Here is a 19,926-nt window from a genome sequence, read left to right as displayed (position 1 = left end):
TATGTCCTTGCCGAACAACCCCTTCAAGCGCGCGCTCGCCGAAGGCAGACCGCAGTTCGGCCTGTGGGCCGCGCTCGCCGACGCCTACGTGACCGAGCTGCTCGCCACCGCCGGCTTCGACTGGCTACTGATCGACAATGAGCACGCACCGAACGACGTACGCAGCACGCTGTCGCAATTGCAGGCGGTCGCCGCGTATCCGTCGCATCCGGTCGTGCGGCCGGTACGCAGCGACGCCGCGCTGATCAAGCAGTTGCTCGACATCGGCGCGCAAACGCTGCTGCTGCCAATGATCGACACGGCCGCGCAAGCGCTCGATGCGGTCGCGGCCACGCGTTATCCGCCACAAGGCATTCGCGGCGTCGGCAGCGCGCTCGCGCGTGCGTCGCGCTGGAATCGCGTGTCCGACTATCTGGACACCGCCGCCGACGAACTGTGCGTGATCGTGCAGGCGGAGACCGTGCAGGGCCTCGACAATCTCGTGGAGATCGCGCATGTGGATGGCGTCGACGGCGTGTTTTTCGGGCCGTCGGATCTGAGCGCGTCGATGGGATTGCTCGGCAAGCCGGGCGACGCGCGCGTGCGCGACGCGATTCGCCACGGCATCGACACCGTGCGCACCGCTGGCAAGGCAGCGGGCGTGCTCGCCCCTGATCCCGCGCTGGCGGCCGAATATCTGGCGGCGGGCGCGACCTTCGTCGCGGTCGGCACGGACACCGGCTTGCTGAGCCGCGCGGCCGCGGACCTCGCCGCGTCGTACAAGGAGCTGGCGGCGAGCGCGCCGCAGGTCAAAGGCGGGTATTGAAGCGAAAGCCTTTCACTTCCCCTACTCGCCCGCCGGCCAAGGCAAGCCTCGCGCCGACCAATCCAGCTCGACCCCCATCACACAGCGCCCGCTCGCCAGCTGCACGGCAAGTGTCACTGCGATGCACGGCCGCCCGCTCGCGAGCGACAGATAAGGATTACTGGTGACCGCCTCGCCGGGCAGCAGCACCGCATTGCGGAAGTACGGCCGATGATCCCAGCGCGCATCGCTCGGATTCGCGACCGGCTGCAGCGACGCCGCGTCCTCGCACCATGCGGACCCGCGCACCTCGTGACCGATCTGGCGGCCGGTGTCGTCGAGGATGAAACAGCTGATGCAACGCTTGAAGGTGGCGAGCAACGCGAACGCGTCGTCCATCATGGCGCCGGCGCGCAAGCCGTCGGCCGCGCGCCGCAGTTCGAGCCGGTACGGCTCCATTTCGGATTCGAACAACGCATGCTGATGCGCACGGCCCTGCGCGATCACGTCGAACGCATCGTCGATCTGGCGATGCACCGAGTCGGGCGGCGCGATCTCTGCCGCGGGCCGCCCTAGCAGATAGCCCTGCGCGAAATCGACATTCGACTCGACCGCGAGAATCAGCTCGTCGGCCGTCTCGACGCCTTCGACGACCACCAGCATCCCCGCCTGGTGCAGCAGCGACACGAGTTTCGGCAGGATCGGCTGCTGCGTGCCGTACGTGGTCGCGCGAATCAGCTCGCCGTCGAGCTTGACGAGGTCCGGCCGGATCCGCAGCAGCCGGTCGAGATTCGACTGGCCCGCGCCGAAGTCGTCGACTGCGATCAGGAAGCCGTGCTGGCGATAGCGCGCCGCCGCGCGCGACATCTCGTCGACGCTGCCGCCATGCGATTCAAGAATCTCCAGAATCACGCGCTCGGGTTCGAGCCCCGCGGCGCGCACGATCTTCGTCAACTGGTCGGCGTAGCCTTCAGCGACGAAGGTGGACGGCAGGATGTTCAGGAACAGCCACGCGTCGCCGGGCAGCGCGCGACGCGCGTTGCCGAGATGCACCGCGTGGCTCGCGCGGTCGAGCGCGCCTTCGTCGCTCGACGGCTTCGGCGCGAACATCACGACCGGCGGCACCAGCGTGCCGTCGTCATGCTCTCCGCGCAGCAGCGCCTCGAAGCCGACCTGCTTCTGATGCGATAGGCTGTAGAGCGGCTGAAAGTGCGAGATCAGATAGAAGTCTTCCCAGCGGTAACGCGCCGGGTCGGCGCTCGGGTCGCCGAACGGTGACTGCAGCGCGTCGAACGGCAGCGCGCGCTCCGCGCAGACACGGTTGCGGCCCGTCTGCTTCGCGCGCAGCAAGGCTTCGTCCGCGCGATCGAGCAGCATCATGAAGCTTTCGCCGCGCCGATGCTCGGCGACGCCGAAGCTCGCGGTCAGATGGCCGTCCGGCCGTTCGATCGCGGCGATGTCGAGGCGCAGCCGCTCGGCGATCTGCAGCGCGCCGGTGAGATCATTGTCGAGCAGCAGCGCGAATTCCTCGCCGCCGATGCGGCTCACGCTTGGGTAGAGCGCAACCGCGTCCTTCAGCACCTGCGCGACCTGGAACAGCGCATGGTCGCCGACCGCATGACCGAAGCGGTCGTTGAGCGACTTGAAGCTGTCGATGTCGAGAAAGATCGCGCTGATCTGCGCCCCTGGCGCCAGCGTCTCGAGGCGTCCCTCCGCGTGCTTGACGAACGAGCGACGATTTTGCAGGCCGGTCAGCGGATCGGTCGCCGCGAGTTGCGCGAGCTGGCTCTCGAGCAGAAAGTGATTGCGCCGGAAACGGTAGAAGCCGAAATGGAATACCACCGCCGTCGGCGCACCGATCGCGATGAGCCACGTCCACACGGCCGCGTCGACCTCGGGCGTATGAGCTTTGCCGCGCAGCAGCGCGATGGCCGCCGCGTAGAACACCACGCTGCCGGTGACGAAATGCGCGGGCGTGAGCCATAGCGGCGCCGCGCAGATCGGTATCACCACGAATGCGGGCAATAGCCACGGCAACGGATGCGCGAGTCCCTTCGCATTCAGCACGAGCCCGGCGATCAGCACCAGTTCGTACGCGACGCCGATCGCGCCGAACAGCGCCGTCGACTTCGCGCGCGGGATCGCCAGCACCAGCAGCGCGAGCAGGAGCGCGCATAGCAGCCGGTACGCGAGCGGCCCGGCCGGTGCGCCGACCAGTTCGCGCGCCGTTACCGTGCACAGGAACGCAACCACCGTGAAGCCCATCGTCACGAGGGAAAGCGGCCGCTGATGGTCGAGCGAGCGCCGGTGAAAGCGCTCACGCATGCTTGGCTCGGGCAGGTGCTGCGTCGGGATGGCAGACATAGATGGTTGATCAGGGTTTCCGGTCACTCGCCAATAGTTATCGGCAAACGTTCGATAAACATTTATGGCTAACGTAACACGACGTATAAATTCGGCGCCTGCGTGCCGAACGACGCCGCGCCGATCTTTCGCGCGACTCACCATCCGCCGAATGCATGATTAAAAGACTAAAGCTCAAAGCAGGCCGGATTGCCGGCTAATACACCTATGGTTCCGCAAGCCTTTTCGCGCGCCAGGCGAAGATTAACCTTTCAATTTCTTTTAAGCAGCAAAAATTACGCAATTCATGTGGCTCGATTGCGCGCTTATTACCGTATAAGCCGAGCAATGGAAAGTGGCTAAAAGCGTGTGTCTTAAGTAGACTGCTTGCAATGTGTGCCGGACACCCTAGACAACCCGGTAGAAATGACGTAATCGGCGCCCCGTTGCCGAACGACTCCAATGCTCAATGGCTGTCACGTCCGCAATGTGCAACGGGCCGCGACCACTTCCGGAAAACATGGTCCCAATCCTCAACTATCTGCTCGAACGCCAAATCTCGCCGCAATGGCGCGGCATGCTGAGCGCGCTGGCGAGCGAGTTCGAAGCGCAAATCGGACACGACGAGCTGCGCCAGCTGATGCATCGCGTCGGCAGCCGTTTCGCGCTCGCGTATCCGCTGCCCGCCTGCGCATCGACGGCCGAGCTCGAGCAGGTGTTGAATTCTTACTGGCATCAGATGGATTGGGGTTACGTCGCGCTCGCCGATGAGGCGGAGTCGCTGCGCATCATTCACTATTGCGCGCCGCTGCCCGCCTTCGGCGAATCGGCGCTCGCCTGGACGCCGGCATTTCTCGAAGGCGCCTATCAGACGTGGTTGAGCGCGTTGGGCGCGCAGGGTTTGTCGGTCGTGCAGACGAGCGCGTTCGGCGAGGACAGCTCGCTCGAATTCCGCCTCGGCCGTCACCCCGCCTGAGCACCAGCGGGCGCTGCACGCGTACGTGCGAACGAGCGTGCGACGGCGATACGGCCGCCACGCAGAATCAGGGAAGGCAGTTCAAATAAACAGCACCCCGAGCAGTCGGTTTGGGGCCATGCACGGTATGTAAGAGACGACGGCATCATGAGTTCATCGAGCGACATCGAAAAACTGTTCGAGCAATTTGGCGGCGACGCCAACGCGTACCAGGAGATCGGCCGCGAGAACGACGCGCGCACCGCGCGCACTCGTTGGCCGCTGCTCGTGACGCTCGATCTGACGCAACCGGCCATTCCGGCAATCGGCCAGCTTCGCGACGCGAAACCACAGCCGCCGATAACCGTGGCGCCACGGGCCGCCGTCCACGAGGACACGACACCGAAGGACATGGCATCCGTGACGCGCGCGAAGGCACCGCTGTTCACGCGTCCGCACCGGCGTGACATTCCACCGGTACCTGTGGCCGCAGCCCAGCCCGCGGCGCCGAGCGGCGCGTCACGCTTCCGCACGGCCGACGAACTCGACGAGGCGGCCGCGCAAACGATTGCGCCTGTCGCGCCAGGCAGGACACGCCCCGCCGCGCCCGCTCATGGCAGCGCGAGCACGGCACCGGCATCGTCGATGCCACCGCCACCAGCCCCGCAACCCACCTATACGGCCCAACCCGCGCAACCGGCCCAACCGGCGTCGATCCTCGGCAAGATGTTTGCAGCGCAAACCCCGAGCGCGCCGCCGCAAGCGGCCGCGGCCGCGTCGCTGAACTCGGTGTTCGACCGTCTGCGCGGCACGTCCGCCCAAGGCACGCAAGCACCCGCCGGCACCGCGCGCGGCGGCTTCGCCTCGTGGCTCACCAACGGTCCGCGTCGCTCATGAAAGTCATTGCCGTGGTGTCCGCCAAAGGGGGGGTCGGCAAGACCACCCTCGCCGCCAATCTCGCCTCCGTGCTCGCCAACAGCGGCCGGCGTGTGATTGCACTCGATCTCGATCCTCAGAACGCCCTGCGGCTGCACTTCGGCGTGCCGCTCGACAGCATCGACGGCCTGTCGCGCGCGACTCTCTCGGGCAACCCGTGGCAAACGGTGATGTTCGACGGTATCGACGGCGTGACCGTGCTGCCGTACGGCGCGCTGCTGGAGGACGACCGCCGCCGCCTCGAGGCGCAGATCGACCAGCATCCGCAATGGCTCGCGCAGTCGCTGCAGCACCTGCGGCTCGATGCGTCCGACATCGTGATCGTCGATACGCCGCCCGGCTCGTCGACCTACGTGCGAACCGCGCTGAGCGCGGCCACCTTCGCGTTGAACATCGTGCTCGCCGACGCCGCGTCGTACGCGGCGATCCCGCAGATGGAGCGGCTGATCGAAACCTACGCGGCGCCGCGCGCGGACTTCGGCGGCGTCGGCTACGTGATCAACCAGATCGACCAATCCCGCCAGTTGACCAAGGACGTGCTGAAGGTGCTGCGTCAGATGCTCGCCGGCAAGGTCTTCCCCGGCGTGATCCATCTCGACGAAGGCGTCAGCGAAGCGCTCGCCTGCGACACCACGCTGATCCATTACGATCCGCTGAGCCAGGCCGCCGCCGATTTCCGCGCATGCGCCGCCTGGCTCATGGCGGCGCTCGACGCGATCGCCGCCCGGCCAAGGAACGTCGCATGAGCAGTCCAGCCTCCTCGCGCGAGCCCGAGGGCGGCGAGCCGTCGCGGTTCCAACGCTTCATCGACGCAAGCTTCTGGAACAGCCGCATCGTCACCGCGCTCGTCACGATGCTCGCGCTGTACATGCTGTACTTCGTGTTCACGGTGCCGCTCGAGTTCTATCAGCAGCTGACCTTCGCGACCCTGTGCTTCGTGCTCGCGCTGCTGTTTCGCCGTCGTCCCGGCCGCTACGCGACGATGGTGATGATCATGCTGTCGATCGTCGCGTCGGGCCGCTACATGTACTGGCGGCTGACCGAAACGACCTACTGGGAGCATCCGCTCGACGCCGCCTGGGGTCTGCTGCTCGTGTCCGCCGAGCTCTACGCGACGATCGTGCTGATGCTCGGCTACTTCCAGACCGCGTGGCCGCTCAAGCGCAAACCAATGCCGCTGCCCGCCAATCGCGACGAATGGCCGACCGTCGACGTGTTCATCCCGACCTACAACGAGCCGCTCGCCGTCGTGAAGCCGACCGTCTACGCGGCGCTCGCGCTCGACTACCCAGCCGACAAGATGTCGATCCACGTGCTCGACGACGGCCGCCGCGCCGAGTTCAAGGCGTTCTGCGAGGAAGTCGGCGTGAACTGGACGATCCGCACGCACAATCGCCACGCGAAGGCCGGCAACATCAACGAGGCGCTGAAGATCACGAGCGGCGAGTACCTCGCGATCTTCGACTGCGATCACATCCCGACCCGCTCGTTCCTGCAGATCGGCCTCGGCTGGTTCCTGCGCGACAAGCTGCTGTCGATGCTGCAAACGCCGCACCACTTCTTCTCCGCCGACCCGTTCGAGCGCAACCTCGGCACTTTCCGCAAGGTGCCGAACGAAGGCGAGCTGTTCTACGGCCTCGTGCAGGACGGCAACGATCTGTGGAACGCGACGTTCTTCTGCGGCTCGTGCGCGCTGCTGCGCCGGAGCATGGTCGACGAGATCGGCGGCATCGCGGTGGAGACCGTCACCGAGGACGCGCACACCGCGCTGAAGCTGCACCGCCGCGGCTACACCACCGCGTATCTGGCGATTCCGCAGGCCGCCGGCCTCGCGACCGAAAGCCTGTCGGGCCACATCGGCCAGCGCATCCGCTGGGCGCGCGGCATGACGCAGATCTTCCGCATCGACAATCCGCTCACCGGCAAGGGGCTGAAGATCGGCCAGCGGCTGTGTTACCTGAACGCGATGATGCACTTCTTCTACGGCGTGCCGCGTCTCGTGTTCCTGACCGCGCCGCTGTCGTATCTGTTCTTCGGCGCGCACGTGATCGAGGCGGCGGCCAGCACGATCGCGATCTACGCGCTGCCGCACATGATGCACGCGAGCATCACCAACTCGCGGATGCAGCGCCTGTTCCGCCATTCGTTCTGGGCCGAGGTGTACGAGTCGGTGCTGGCGTCGTACATCACCGCGCCGACGCTGCTCGCGCTGATCAACCCGAAGCTCGGCAAGTTCAACGTGACGGCCAAGGGCGGCGTGATCGAGAAGAGCTACTTCGACTGGTCGATCTCGCGGCCGTATCTGTTCCTGCTGCTGCTGAACCTGCTCGGTTTCCTCGCGGGTCTGGTGCACATCTACATGAACTGGCACGTGCGCAGCATCGTCGAGACCACGCTGCTCAATCTCGCGTGGACCAGCTACAACATGCTGATCCTCGGCGCGAGCGTGGCCGCCGCGAGCGAGCGCCGCCAGATCCGCGCGGTGCCGCGCGTCGCGATGAAGATGCCGGTGATGCTGAAGTTCTCGACCGGCCGCACGCTCGCGTGCGAAACGATCGACTACTCGGAAGGCGGCGTCGGCGTCGCGCTGCCCAGCACCATCGAAGTGCCGATGCAGGAGCGCGTGACCGTGTCGCTGTTCCGCGGCGACGAAGAGTACGCGTTCCCCGCCACCGTCAGTTTTACCGAGCCGGGACGCGTGGGGCTGCGCTTTTCGTCGATGTCGCGCGAACAGGAGTACGAGTTCGTCAAAACCACCTTCGCGCGCGCGGACGCGTGGACCGGCTGGGCCGAGGGACGCGAGACGGACACACCGCTGCGCGGCCTGTCGCACGTGCTGAAGGTCGGTGTGCGCGGCATCGCGGGGCTGTTCGAACATCTGTATGACGACTTGCGCAGTTCGATCAAAAGCCGTCCCGCGGACGTCAAGAAGCTAAAAACGAAAGACTGATCTATGGGCTACCGGATGGCCACGGACAATATCGAACGCCCGGCACACGGGCGCAACAGCATTGGACCCCAATCGCGCCTGTCTGCTTGTCACGGCTTGCGACACTCGCGGCGAATCATGCGCGGCGTCGCCTGCTGGCTCGCGCTGCAGACCGCGCTGGCGTCGTTCGTGCCGCTCGCTGAAGCGGCCCCCCCTGCCGCCGCCAAACCGGCGTCGGACGCGGCGGCACCCGCCGGCGCGCCGCAAACCCCGCAAGTCGCGACCGGTGTCGGCAACGTGCCCGCGCCGAGCGCGGCCGTGCCGTTCGATCCGAACGCGATCGCCCAGGGCCCGCTCGCCACGCCGACGCCCGCGCTCGCGGCGGCGTCGGTGAAGGCGCCCGGCACGCGCACGCCGACCACCGCCGAGCCCGGCACGCTGGTGCCCGGAGGCCGCCGCCAGACGCTGACGTTCGCCGACTTCGGCGCGCTCGACCCGCTGCAATTGCGCGGCGTCGACGGACAGAACGGCATCGCGTTCTCGGTGCGCGGCGACGAGGTCGTGACCGGCGCGACGCTGCATCTGATCTACAGTTATTCGCCCGCGCTGTTGGCGAACCTGTCGCAGTTGAAGGTGCTGGTCAACGGCGAAGTCGCGGCGACGCTGCCGCTGCCGCACGAGCAGGCCGGCATGCTGGTCGCGCGCGAGATCACGATCGATCCGCGCTTCATCACCGACTTCAACCACCTGAACCTGCAGCTGATCGGCCACTACACGACGGCCTGCGAAGACCCCGCCAACTCGTCGCTGTGGGCGACGATCAGCAACGCGAGCTCGCTCGACCTGACCTACTCGTCGCTCGCGACGAAAGCGGAGCTGGCCGCGCTGCCGCAGCCGTTCTTCGACCGCCGCGACGTGCGCCGCCTCGAGCTGCCGTTCGTGCTCGCGCAGAAGCCGGGCAACGGCACGCTCGAAGCCGCCGGCATCGTCGCGTCGTGGTTCGGCTCGCTCGCCGGCTACCGCGGCGCGGTGTTTCCCACCCAGCTCGACAACGCGCCGCTGTCGGGCAACGCGGTCGTGTTCGCGACCAGCGACCAGCATCCGGCCGGCGTGACGATTCCCGAGATCACCGGGCCGACCATCGCGGTGGTCGAGCGCGACGCGAACGCGCGCGGCAAGCTGCTGCTCGTGCTCGGCCGCAACGAGGCCGAGCTGAAGACCGCCGCGAAGTCGCTCGGGATCGGCCATAGCGCGCTGTCCGGCGCGAGCGCCACGATCACGTCGCTGCACGAAATTACGCCGCGCGTGCCGTACGACGCGCCGAACTGGCTGCCGACCGACCGCGCGGTGCGCTTCGGCGAGCTCGCCGATCCGAAAGACCTGACCGTGTTCGGCTACGACGCCGACGCGGTGCGCATCAACATGCGGGTGCCGCCCGATCTGTTCATGTGGCACACGCGCGGCGTGCCGATCGATCTGCGCTACCGCTACACGGTGCGGCCGGCGCGCGACCGCTCGTCGCTGAACATCAGCGTGAACAACGGCTTCGTGCAGGCGCTGCCGATTCCGGCGCGCCCTGCGTCGGTGTTCGACCTGAGCCGCTACTTCAACCTCATCATGCCCGACGGCACCGCCGACGCGCGCCGCAACATCCGCATCCCGCCGCTGCTGATGACGCCGCGCACACAACTGCGGCTGCACTTCTACTACGACATCCCGAACACCGGCGAATGCGCGGGCCGCCTGCTGCAGAACGTGGTCGGCGCGATCGATCCGAACTCGACGATCGACCTGTCGTCGTTCCCGCACTACATGGCGCTGCCCGATCTGGCCGCGTTCGCCAACAGCGGCTTTCCGTTCACGCGGATGGCGGACCTCTCCGAGACCGCCGTCGTGCTGCCGGACGACCCGGACGCGAGCGATTACAGCCTGTATCTGCTGACGATGGGCCGGATGGGCGAATCGACCGGCTATCCGGTCTCCGGCGTGACCGTCACCCATGCGGCCGATGTCGAGCGCCTCGCCGACAAGGACCTGCTGGTGTTCGGCGCGCCTGGCAAGCAGCCGCTGTTGCAGCGCTGGTCGAAGTCGATGCCGTTCTCCAGCGACGGCGCCGCGCACACGTTCCAGCTCACCGACCTGGTGTTCAAGCTGCGGGACTGGTGGCACGGCGAGCACGGCGTCGAGCGCACGCCCGCGCGTGCCGATCTGACGATGGTCAGCTCGAACGGCGCGGCGCTGCTAACCGGCTTCGAGTCGCCGCTGCAGCGAGGCCGCAGCGCGGTTGCGCTGATCAGCGCGGCCGGCCCGTCGGATGCCGATCTGTCCGCCGCGCTGCTCGACGCCGACGTGCTGCCGAAGATTCAAGGCGCGATGGCCGTGATCCATGGCCGCGCCGTCACCATCACCTCGAACGGCACCGCATACTACGTGGGCCGTCTGTCGCCGCAGGAGTATCTGCGCTGGGCACTGTCGTCGCATCCGCTGCTGCTGTTGCTCGGCGGCGTGCTCGCCGCGCTGATCATCGCGGCCTTGTGCTACCGGACGCTTCGCGCGGTCGCCGCGCGTCGGCTGAAGGACTGATGGAACGGATATGACTCGAATGCGGTTTCGGATCAGCAGAAGAACCTCTTTTGCGCTCGCGCTCGGTATCGGCATGACGGCGTCGGCCAGTCTGGCGGGTTTGAGCGGCGCCGCTCGGGCCGCGCAGAACGGCGCTGCATGCGGCGACTGGGGCGCCTGGCAAAGCTTCGTGCAACGCTTCGTCCAGGCCGACGGCCGCGTGATCGATTTCTCGACGCCGGCCCAGCAGACCACCTCGGAAGGCCAGTCCTACGCGCTCTTTTTCGCGCTGGTCGCCAACGACCGCGCGACCTTCGACAAGCTGCTCGGCTGGACCCGCGCGAATCTCGCGGGCAACCAGTTCGACGCCCAGAACCTGCGGCTGCCCGCATGGCAATGGGGCAAGAAGCCGGACGGCTCGTACGGCGTGCTCGATCCGAATTCGGCGTCGGATTCCGACCTCTGGATCGCCTACGATCTGCTGCAGGCCGGCCGCCTGTGGCACAACCCCGCCTACACGCAACTGGGCCAGGCACTCGCCGAGCGCATCGCGCACGACGAAGTCGCGAATCTATCTGGCCTCGGGCCGATGCTGCTGCCGGGGGCGCAGGGCTTCAGGAACGGCAACGTCACGCGTCTGAATCCGAGCTATCTGCCGCTGCCGGTGTTGCGCGCGCTCGCGCACGAGGTGCCGGACGGCCCGTGGGCCACGCTCGCCGACAACGCTTATCAGTTCGTCAAAACCGTGTCGCCGCAAGGCTTCGCGCCTGACTGGGCGGCGTGGCAGAACGGTCGGTTCGTCGTCGATCCGAAGAACGGCGACGTCGGCAGCTACGATGCGATCCGCGTCTATCTGTGGGCCGGCCTCGCATCGCCCGCCGATCCGCTCGCGAAGCCGTGGCTCGGCGCGCTCGGCGGCATGCGCGCGAAGGTCGCGCAGAACGGCTTCCCGCCGGAGAAGGTGTCGTCGACCACCGGCGCGGCGAGCGGCGAAGGCCCGCTCAGCTATTGGGGCGCGCTCGCGCCATACTTCAAGACACTGGGCGACGAGCACGGACTCGGCCTCGCGCGCACGCGGCTCGCCGCGCTCGACGCGAACGTTCCGGGCCGTGAACCGGTGTACTACGATCGTGTGTTGGGTCTGTTCGGCACGGGGTTCATCGATGGCCGCTATCGCTTCGATGAAGCCGGCGGTCTCGTGCCCGCCTGGAGGACCGCATGCGATTGAACGCCCTCGCCGGGTCGCTGCATATCGCGCTGTCCGTCGGCGCGCTCTTGTGCGCGGCCGCGGCCGCGCCCGATGCGCTCGCGCAGGCGAGCAAGGATCCGCTGACCGTGCTGATCGATCAGGGCAAGTACTGGCAGTCGCATCAGCGCGGCGACCTCGCCGAGCAGGCCTGGCAGAAGGTGCTCAGCATCGATCCGAAGCAGCCCGACGCCCTGTTCGGCATGGGCATGGTGCTGGCCGACCGCAAGGACGGCGCCGGCGCGCAGCAGTACCTCGCGCGGCTGAAGGCGGCCGCGCCGAATTATCCGAATCTCGATGAGCTCGGCCGCCGCCTTGGCGAAACGAGCCCGCGCGACCAGACCATCAGCGAGGCGCGCCGGCTCGCGCAAGCCGGTCAGAGCGCGAGCGCGGCGCAGGAGTATCAGCGCGCGCTGGCCGGCAAGCCCGCCACGCCCCAGTTGCAGCTCGAGTATTACCAGGCGCTGTCGGCGACGCCGCAGGGCTGGGACGAAGCACGCCGCGGCCTCGAACAGCTCGCCCACGACAACCCCAACGACCCGCGTTTCGCACTCGCGTACGCGCAGCATCTGACCTATCGCGACGTCACGCGGCGCGACGGTATCGCGCGGCTGCAAAAGCTCGCCGGCGACACCTCGGTCGGCGCGGCGGCGAAAAAGAGCTGGCGCCAGGCGCTGCTGTGGCTCGACGCGCGGCCCTCGGACGCCGCGCTGTACGAGTCGTACTTCCAGACCGCCGGTGAAGATGCCGCCGTGAAGGCGCGCTTCGATTCGATGGTGCAGCAGGACAGCGCGGCGCGCGCCCGCGCGCAGGAAAACGCCGCCGCCGACGCGCGCGGCCGCGTGATCGCCGACGGCTTCGCTGCGCTCGACCGCGACGACATCGTGAGCGCGCGCGCCAGGTTCACGTCGGTACTCGCGAACAGTCCTAACGATACCGACGCGCTCGGCGGCATGGGCATCGCCGCGCTGAAGCAGGAGCGTTTCGCCGAGGCGCGCAACTACCTCGAGCGTGCCTCGCGCGGACCGAATCCGGCGCGCTGGAAAACCGCGCTCGACAGCGCGACCTACTGGACCTACACGAGCGAAGCGATCGGCGCGCGCAGCAATGGCGAGTTCGCGAAGGCGAAGGCATTGTTCGAGCGCGCGATCGCGCTGAATCCGTCCGACGTGACTGCCCAGGTGCAGCTCGGTGAAATGCTGCTCACGACCGGCGACCCGGCCGGCGCCGAGCAGGCATACCGGATGGCACTGCGCCGCCAGGCCGACAACCCGGACGCGATTCGCGGCCTCGTCGGTGCGCTCGCCGCGCAGGGCCGTGCCGACGAGGCGTTGCAGTTCGCCAATCAGTTGAACGCGCAGCAACAGGCGAAGGTCGGCGGCATCGACCGTTTGCGCGGCGACGCGCAGGCAGCGCAGGCGCGCGCGGCCGAAGCGCGCGGCGATCTCGGCAGCGCGCGCAGCCTGTTCGAAGACGCGCTGCTGAACAAGCCCGACGATCCGTGGCTGCGGCTCGACCTCGCGCGCATCTACGTGCGCCAGGGCGCGGTCGCGAATGCGCGCAGCATGATGGACGGTCTGCTCGCCGCGCATCCGGACATGACCGATGCGCTGTACGCGAGCGCGCTGCTGTCGGCGGAAACGCAGGACTGGTCGACCGGTCTCGCGCAGCTCGACCGTATTGCGCCCGCGCAGCGCACCGATGCGATGACGACGTTGCAGCATCGGCTGTGGGTGCATCGGCAGGCCGACCTCGCGACGCGCATGGCGAAGAACGGCCAGACGCAGCAGGCCATCGCGATGTTGCGCGCCGCCGAGCCGGTGGCCGGCAACAACCCCGAGCTGATCGGCGTGATCGCCGGCGCGTACCAGCAGGCCGGCGACCCGACCCGCGCGCTCGCACTCGTGCGCGGCGCGATGAGCGCCGCGCCCGGCAACACCGATCTGCTGCTGCAATACGCGAGCATTCTGTCTGCGGCCAACCAGCAGGCCGAGCTCGGCGCCGTGATGCGCCAGTTGCAAGGCATGCAACTGACGCCGCAGCAGAGCACTGACTTCAACAACCTGAATCTCGGCATCGTCATCCGACAAGCTGACGCGGTACGCCTGCGCGGCGATCTCGCGAGCGCCTACGAGGTGATCGCGCCGTGGCTCGCCGCGATGCCCGACAACCCCGACCTGCAAGCCGCGCTCGGCCGCATGTATGCGAGCGCGGGGGACGACCGCAACGCGCTCACGAGCTTCCGCGTCGCGCTGCAGCGCCGCCCCGACGATCTGAATCTGCTGCAGGCGGCGATCTCGGCCGCGGCCGGCGCGAAGCAGTTCAGCTACGCCGAAACGCTCGCGAACCAGGCGCTCGCCCTCGCGCCCAACGACCCGGGCGTGCTCGCGACCGTGGGGCGCATGTATCGCGCCCAGGGCAAGCTGTCGCTCGCGTCGACCTATCTGCAACGCTCGCTGGTCGCGGCCAACACGCCGCTGGCGGCGAACGCGCCCCGCAACGCAGGCACCAACGTGCCGCGCGGCTGGGAAGCGGCGATGGGCCAGATCGGCGCGACGCCGCTGCCGGGCACCAATCCATTCGAAGGCAAAACGGCGATCGTCCCTTCGGGCGACGCCGACAATGCCGCGCGTCCCGCGCTTCCGTTCCTGAATACGCAGTCTTCCTCGCCGACGCAGACCGTGCCGAACTATCCGCCGCCCCTTCAGCCCGCGCCGTATGTCGCGCCGTATGTCGCGCCGTATGTCGCCCCCTATACGGCGCCCGCCGCGACGCCTTATAACGCGCCTGCCGCACAGCCCGCACCCGTCGCCGCACCGTACGGAGCGCCCCGCTCCGCCGCCGAGGTCGGCGGCTACGGACAGGAATCCAACGGATCGAGCCAGTCGGGCGCGCCGTTGCAGCCTTATCCGGGGCAAGGTCAGGCGCCCGGGCAGCCGATGCCGCGGCAGCAGTACGACGCCGGCTATGCGCAGCAGCAGCCCTATGCGCAGCAGCAAGCGTATCCGCAGCCACAGCCTTACCCGCAGCAGCAAGCGTATCCGCAGCAACCGGCGTACGGGCAACCGGCGTACGGGCAGCAGCCCTACGGCGCGCAGGACGGCTATGCGGCCACACCGTGGCCTATGTCGCCGGCCGCGCGCCAAGCGCAGGCCAACGCCGCGTCGTCGACGCCGCGGCCGTACGGATCGACACGCACGAGCACGCAGAAACGCGCCAAGAAGAGCACGGCGAAAACGAGCCAACCCGCGCCGGTCTACGCGCAGCCGCCGCCGCCGTATCCGCAGCAGCAGGGCTACGCGCAGCCGTATCAGCCGTACCCGCCGCAACAGCCCTATCAACAGCAGCCTTACCCGAACCAGGGCTACTACGCGCAGCAGCCGTACATTCCGCAACCGCCGGCCGGCTACGCGCAGCCGTACTACCCGCCCGGCAGCAACGCGCAGAACAACCCGCAGTCGAACGTCGCGAACGCGCAGACCCTCGGCGTCGCCGAGGAGCTTGCGCAGGTCAATCGCGAGCAGTCGAGCACCGTGTCGGGCGGCCTGATCTTCCGCAATCGCGTCGGCGAGGACGGGTTGTCGTCGCTCACCGACATCGAGGCGCCGATTCAGGGGCGTATCAAGGCAGGCAACGGTCACGTGGTCGTGACCGCGACCCCGGTCACGCTCGACGCAGGCACCGCGTCGAACAGCACGTCGACGCTCGCGCGCTTCGGCGCGGGGCTTTCGACCGCGTCGTCGAAATCGGCGGCGCAGAACGGCACCAACAACTACGGCAGCCAGACCGCAAGCGGTGTGGGCCTCTCCGTCGGCTATGACAGTCGCAGCATCAGCGGCGATATCGGCGTGACGCCGATCGGCTTGCGCGAGACCAACATCGTCGGTGGCGCGCAATACAACGGCGGCATCACCGACAAGGTCTCGTACTCGATCGCGGTCGCGCGGCGCGCGGTGACGGACAGCCTGCTGTCGTACGCGGGCGCGCGCGATGCGGCCGCCGGCCCCGAATGGGGCGGCGTCACGTCGAACGGCGCGCTTGCCAGCCTCAGCTGGGACGACGGCACGAGCGGCCTGTACGTGAACGCGTCGTATCAGCACTACATGGGCACCAACGTGCCGAGCAACAACGCGATCAAGGGCGGCGGCGGCGTCTACACGCGTCTGCTGAAAGACGCCGACCAGACGCTGACGGTCGGCGTGAACACGACGATCATGGGCTACAACCGCAATCTGTCGTACTTCACTTACGGCCAGGGCGGCTACTTCAGTCCGCAGCAGTACGTGATCCTGAATCTGCCGGTCGAATGGTCGGGCCGCGCGGGCCTGTTTACATATGACGTGAAGGGTTCGATCGGCGTGCAGCATTATCGCGAGGATGCGTCGAACTACTTCCCGCTGAACGACGGCTCGACGCGGCAAGGCGACGCGGCCGCCGCCGCGCAATCCCTCGGCAACGGTCTGACCGCCGTCTACCCGGGTCAGAGCAAGACCGGCGTGTCGTATTCGATCAGCGGCGTCGGTGAATATCAGCTCGCGCCGCAGCTCGCGGTCGGGGCGACCGCGTCGCTCGGCAATGCCTATGAATATCGCGAGTGGCTCGCGGCCGTGTACGTGCGCTACAGCTTCAACAAGCAGACCGGCTTGCAGCCGTTCCCGCCGGTGCCGTTGACGTCGCAGTATCTGTCGCTGTCCAACTGACGGACGCACTCGTTGGGTGAGGTCGCGGCTTGCATTCGATGAATCGCAAGCCTCGTCGCCCCCGCCCTCACTTTCGTTCGCACTCCATTGCATAGCGCCGGCCGTGCTCGAGATAGCCGGCCTCGTGGCTGCTCACGAGCTCGACGGCGGGTTTGGGGAATGGATATCGTGTGATGTTTTTCTTCGCCATCGTACGGTGCGTTCCATTGAAGTTCGAAGCTCGCGCAGGAATCGGGGACGGCAGCACGATTCGCACCTGACCGTGGGCACGACCACGCCCTACGCGAAGGTATCGAGCCACGCCGGAAATGCGGGCGCTTCTTCCGCTTTCGCCGCGCAGCAAACGCGCCTCGCGGTAAATGTCGCCCGCGCATCGAACGAGGTGCCAAATTGGTACGGTTTCGGACACGGGTGCTTACCCGGCAAAACCCCGAATAGCGTCTGCGATGCATCACCGATAAGGCGTTGTGCCCTACAATATTTGGGGTTCGCGAGGGTGCGCAACGCGCGCGAACCCTCGAAGCTTCGGTCAAGAGCCAATCATTTTCGACGTGATTTCACGTGGAGCGCTGCATGCCTTTTCCGGCACAAGACTGCGGCTGCGCTGGCTGGCGCGGCGAGATGGCGCGACGCATCAGCAAATTCGACTGGCGCGCCACCACCCTCGGCGCGATCGAAAACTGGCAGCGCAGTCTGACCTCGACGGTCCAGATGATGCTCGCCTCGCCGATGCCGCTCGTGCTGTTGTGGGGCGAGCCCGGCTACATGATCTACAACGACGCCTATGCGGTCTTCGCGGGCGGGCGGCATCCGTATCTGCTCGGCCGTCCGGTCGAAGACGGCTGGCCCGAAGTCGCCGATTTCAACCATCACGTGATGGTCACCTGCCTCGCGGGCGGCACGCTGTCGTATCGCGACAAGGCGCTCATGCTGCTGCGCGACGGCAAGCCGGAAGACGTGTGGATGGATCTGTACTACAGCCCGGTCGCGGGCGACAGCGGCGCGCCGGCCGGCGTGCTCGCGATGGTCGTCGAGACCACCGGGCGCGTGCTGACCGAGCGGATGCGCCAGCAAGCCGAAACCGAATTGCACGAGACCAACGAACGCCTGCAGCTCGCTCTGAATACCGGCGCGGTGCTCGGCACCTGGGTGCTCGACGTGCGCACCGGCGAGGTCACGGGCGACGAACGCTTCGCGCGGACCTTCCTGTTTGCGCGCGATAAAGCGTCGAAGGGCGTCGCGCGCGATGCCGTGACGCAGATGATCCACCCCGACGACCAGGCGCTCAACGACCGCCTGACCGCCGAAGCGATCCGCAGCGGCGAGCCGTTTCGCGCCGAGTACCGAATCCGGCGGCCTGACGGCGGCTATATGTGGGTACAGGCGAACGGCCGCTGCCAGTTCGATGAACACGGCGAACCGACGCGCTTTCCGGGCGTGCTGATCGACATTCACGATCGCAAGATCGCCGAACAGCAGCTTCTTCAGTTGACCGAAACGCTCGAGCAGCGCGTCGCCGATTCGATCGCGGCGCGCACGCTCGCCGAGGAACAACTGCGCCAGGCGCAGAAGATGGAAGCGATCGGCAGCCTGACGGGCGGCGTCGCGCACGACTTCAACAACGTACTGCAGGTGATCAACGGCAATCTGCAGATGCTCGCCGCCGACGCCAACGACGACCCGGTCGCGCAGCGGCGTCTATCCGCCGCGACCGATGCCGTCAAACGCGGCGCGAAGCTCGCCGCACATCTGCTCGCGTTCGCGCGGCGTCAGCCGCTGTCGCCGACCGTGCTGAATCCGCGCCGCCTGCTGACCGGCATGAGCGAGATGCTGCATCGCGCGCTCGGCGAAACGGTGCGAATCGACACGGTGCTCAGCGACGATCTGTGGAACGTGCAGGTCGACCGCAACCAGCTCGAAAACGCGCTGCTCAATCTCGCGATCAATGCGCGCGACGCGATGCGCGCCGACGGCGTGCTGACCGTGCGCGCGACCAACCGCACGCTCGACGCCGCGTTCTGCCGCGGCAAGCCGGAGTTGTCGCCCGGCGAATACGTGGAGTTCTCGGTTGCCGACACCGGCTCGGGCATGCCGCCCGAAGTGCTGCAACGCGTGTTCGAGCCGTTCTTCACGACCAAACCCGACGGCCACGGCACCGGCCTTGGCCTGTCGATGGTGTTCGGCTTCGCGCGGCAAAGCGGCGGGCATGTGTCGATAGAAAGCGAAGTGGGACACGGCACCACGGTGTCGCTGTTCTTTCCGCGCTGCTGCGAGGCGGAGACGCCGGAGACCGTCGATGGCACCGCGGCACCGGTCGGCGGCGGCGAAACGATACTCGTCGTCGAGGACGATGCCGACGTGCGGCTGACCGCGGTCGAAATGCTCGCGCAGCTCGGCTACAAGGTGCTGACCGCGTCGAACGGCGACGCGGCGCTCGAATTCATCGACAGCGACATGCCGATCGATCTGCTGTTCACCGACGTCGTGATGCCCGGCAAGCTGAAGAGCGTCGAGCTCGCGCAACGCGCGGCCGCGCGCACGCCACCGCTGCCTACGCTGTTCACGTCGGGCTATACGCGCGACGAAATCGTCCACCACGGCAAGCTCGACGCCGGTATCACGCTGCTGTCGAAGCCGTACCGGCGCGACGATCTTGCCCGTCTGGTGCGTAACGTTCTACGCGCGGGCGCCGCGCGCGTGGACCACGCGGCCGGGATGCGCGAAGCGCGTATCGCCGCATGCGTGCCGCCCGCCGCGTACGAAGGCGCCAACACGTGCGCCACTGCGAAGGGCCCGCGGAAAGCGTCGAACAAAGAGCCGAAGAAAAAGCCGCACAAGCCGATCCAGCCGCGTGCGGCCCACGAAGCCGCGCGCGTGCTGTTCGTCGAGGACGACACCGAATCGCGCGAGGCGCTCGGCGAACTGCTCGGCGCGTTAGGCCTCGCTTGCACCGCGGTCGCGAGCGCGGAAGCAGCGTTGCCGCTCGCGAACACGCAACGCTACGACGTATTGTTGACCGACCTCACGCTGCCCGGCATGTCCGGCCACGAACTCGCGCGCGCGGTGCGGCAAGTGCAGCCGGAGATACGCGTGCTGCTGGTGTCGGGGTACGGTCGCAGCGCGGAGATCGGGGCGGCGATTCCGGGTGCACGGCTACTCGGCAAGCCGCTCGATATCGCGCAGTTGCGACACGAGTTCGCGCAATGGCTCGACCACACCGAAGCGGCGTCCTAGATGCTATGAGGGAGATCAGCGTCAGCTCCTTCAACGTGGTCGCGGTAATCCCCGGCGCGTCGCTGATGAAGGTTTGAAAAGCAACGCTAGCATCTCTGTGGGTCGTCACGCGCAACGAGAAATGGCATCGGCTGCCCGGCACGTTTCCGCCGTCGCAGACGTGCTACATCCGGTGGCTGCAATGGCGCCGCACGGGCTTGATGAGCGCGATTCTCGACGAGCTCGGCCTGAGCGGTT

10 protein-coding genes are annotated in these 19,926 nt (G+C 67.4%); 9 read left to right on the top strand and 1 reads right to left on the bottom strand.

Features of this window, described 5'->3' with window-relative positions; translation table 11 throughout:
- The first annotated feature begins 1 nt into the window (after position 1).
- On the top strand, positions 2-805 hold the full coding sequence (hpaI, locus tag OKW38_RS35890; protein WP_429365257.1) for a 4-hydroxy-2-oxoheptanedioate aldolase: 804 nt from the start codon (positions 2-4) through the stop codon (positions 803-805).
- A 21-nt stretch (positions 806-826) separates the two neighbouring features.
- Here the strand turns inward: hpaI and OKW38_RS35885 are convergent, their stop codons facing one another.
- Positions 827-3,148: an EAL domain-containing protein gene (locus tag OKW38_RS35885; protein ID WP_429365256.1), complete on the bottom strand. Its 2,322-nt coding sequence runs from the start codon at positions 3,146-3,148 to the stop codon at positions 827-829.
- Between the two features lie 499 nt (positions 3,149-3,647).
- Between OKW38_RS35885 and bcsD the strand changes: the two genes are divergently transcribed.
- The 8 genes from bcsD (at position 3,648) to OKW38_RS35845 (ending at position 19,689) form a co-directional block, all read left to right on the top strand.
- Complete coding sequence (gene bcsD, locus OKW38_RS35880; protein ID WP_090806351.1) at positions 3,648-4,103, top strand: cellulose biosynthesis protein BcsD; 456 nt, start codon at positions 3,648-3,650, stop codon at positions 4,101-4,103.
- Between the two features lie 147 nt (positions 4,104-4,250).
- Positions 4,251-4,979: a cellulose biosynthesis protein BcsP gene (bcsP, locus tag OKW38_RS35875; RefSeq protein WP_429365255.1), complete on the top strand. Its 729-nt coding sequence runs from the start codon at positions 4,251-4,253 to the stop codon at positions 4,977-4,979.
- A complete protein-coding gene (bcsQ, locus tag OKW38_RS35870; RefSeq protein WP_090806355.1) occupies positions 4,976-5,764 on the top strand; it encodes a cellulose biosynthesis protein BcsQ in 789 nt (262 codons plus the stop codon). The genes bcsP and bcsQ overlap by 4 nt, the downstream gene beginning before the upstream one ends.
- Positions 5,761-7,968 (top strand): UDP-forming cellulose synthase catalytic subunit, encoded by a 2,208-nt coding sequence (gene bcsA, locus OKW38_RS35865; protein ID WP_429365254.1) that lies wholly within the window; start codon positions 5,761-5,763, stop codon positions 7,966-7,968. The genes bcsQ and bcsA overlap by 4 nt, the downstream gene beginning before the upstream one ends.
- 3 nt (positions 7,969-7,971) lie before the next feature.
- Positions 7,972-10,530 carry a cellulose biosynthesis cyclic di-GMP-binding regulatory protein BcsB gene (bcsB, locus tag OKW38_RS35860; RefSeq protein ID WP_429365253.1) on the top strand — a complete coding sequence of 853 codons (2,559 nt, stop codon included), beginning with the start codon at positions 7,972-7,974 and terminating at the stop codon, positions 10,528-10,530.
- 19 nt (positions 10,531-10,549) lie between these two features.
- Positions 10,550-11,737: a cellulose synthase complex periplasmic endoglucanase BcsZ gene (gene bcsZ, locus OKW38_RS35855; protein ID WP_429365570.1), complete on the top strand. Its 1,188-nt coding sequence runs from the start codon at positions 10,550-10,552 to the stop codon at positions 11,735-11,737.
- Positions 11,728-16,455, top strand: coding sequence for a cellulose synthase subunit BcsC-related outer membrane protein (locus OKW38_RS35850; protein WP_429365252.1), 4,728 nt, complete (start codon positions 11,728-11,730; stop codon positions 16,453-16,455). Before bcsZ ends, OKW38_RS35850 begins: the two co-directional genes overlap by 10 nt.
- A 573-nt stretch (positions 16,456-17,028) precedes the next feature.
- A complete protein-coding gene (locus OKW38_RS35845; RefSeq protein ID WP_429365251.1) occupies positions 17,029-19,689 on the top strand; it encodes a response regulator in 2,661 nt (886 codons plus the stop codon).
- The last annotated feature ends 237 nt before the right edge of the window (positions 19,690-19,926 follow it).

The sequence above is a fragment of the Paraburkholderia sp. MM5496-R1 genome, from assembly GCF_050436205.1.
GTDB classification, from domain to species: Bacteria; Pseudomonadota; Gammaproteobacteria; order Burkholderiales; family Burkholderiaceae; genus Paraburkholderia; species Paraburkholderia tuberum.
The sequence above is the reverse complement of the archived record's forward strand: the minus strand, read 5'-3'. Positions and strand labels throughout refer to the sequence as shown.

Excerpts from the sequence above, each read along its gene's own strand:
- OKW38_RS35850 (WP_429365252.1), top strand. The coding sequence starts at position 11,728 with ATGCGATTGAACGCCCTCGCCGGGTCGCTGCATATCGCGCTGTCCGTC.
- bcsP (WP_429365255.1), top strand. The coding sequence starts at position 4,251 with ATGAGTTCATCGAGCGACATCGAAAAACTGTTCGAGCAATTTGGCGGC.
- hpaI (WP_429365257.1), top strand. The coding sequence starts at position 2 with ATGTCCTTGCCGAACAACCCCTTCAAGCGCGCGCTCGCCGAAGGCAGA.
- OKW38_RS35885 (WP_429365256.1), bottom strand. The coding sequence starts at position 3,148 with ATGTCTGCCATCCCGACGCAGCACCTGCCCGAGCCAAGCATGCGTGAG.
- bcsQ (WP_090806355.1), top strand. The coding sequence starts at position 4,976 with ATGAAAGTCATTGCCGTGGTGTCCGCCAAAGGGGGGGTCGGCAAGACC.
- bcsD (WP_090806351.1), top strand. The coding sequence starts at position 3,648 with ATGGTCCCAATCCTCAACTATCTGCTCGAACGCCAAATCTCGCCGCAA.
- bcsA (WP_429365254.1), top strand. The coding sequence starts at position 5,761 with ATGAGCAGTCCAGCCTCCTCGCGCGAGCCCGAGGGCGGCGAGCCGTCG.
- bcsZ (WP_429365570.1), top strand. The coding sequence starts at position 10,550 with ATGCGGTTTCGGATCAGCAGAAGAACCTCTTTTGCGCTCGCGCTCGGT.
- OKW38_RS35845 (WP_429365251.1), top strand. The coding sequence starts at position 17,029 with ATGCCTTTTCCGGCACAAGACTGCGGCTGCGCTGGCTGGCGCGGCGAG.
- bcsB (WP_429365253.1), top strand. The coding sequence starts at position 7,972 with ATGGGCTACCGGATGGCCACGGACAATATCGAACGCCCGGCACACGGG.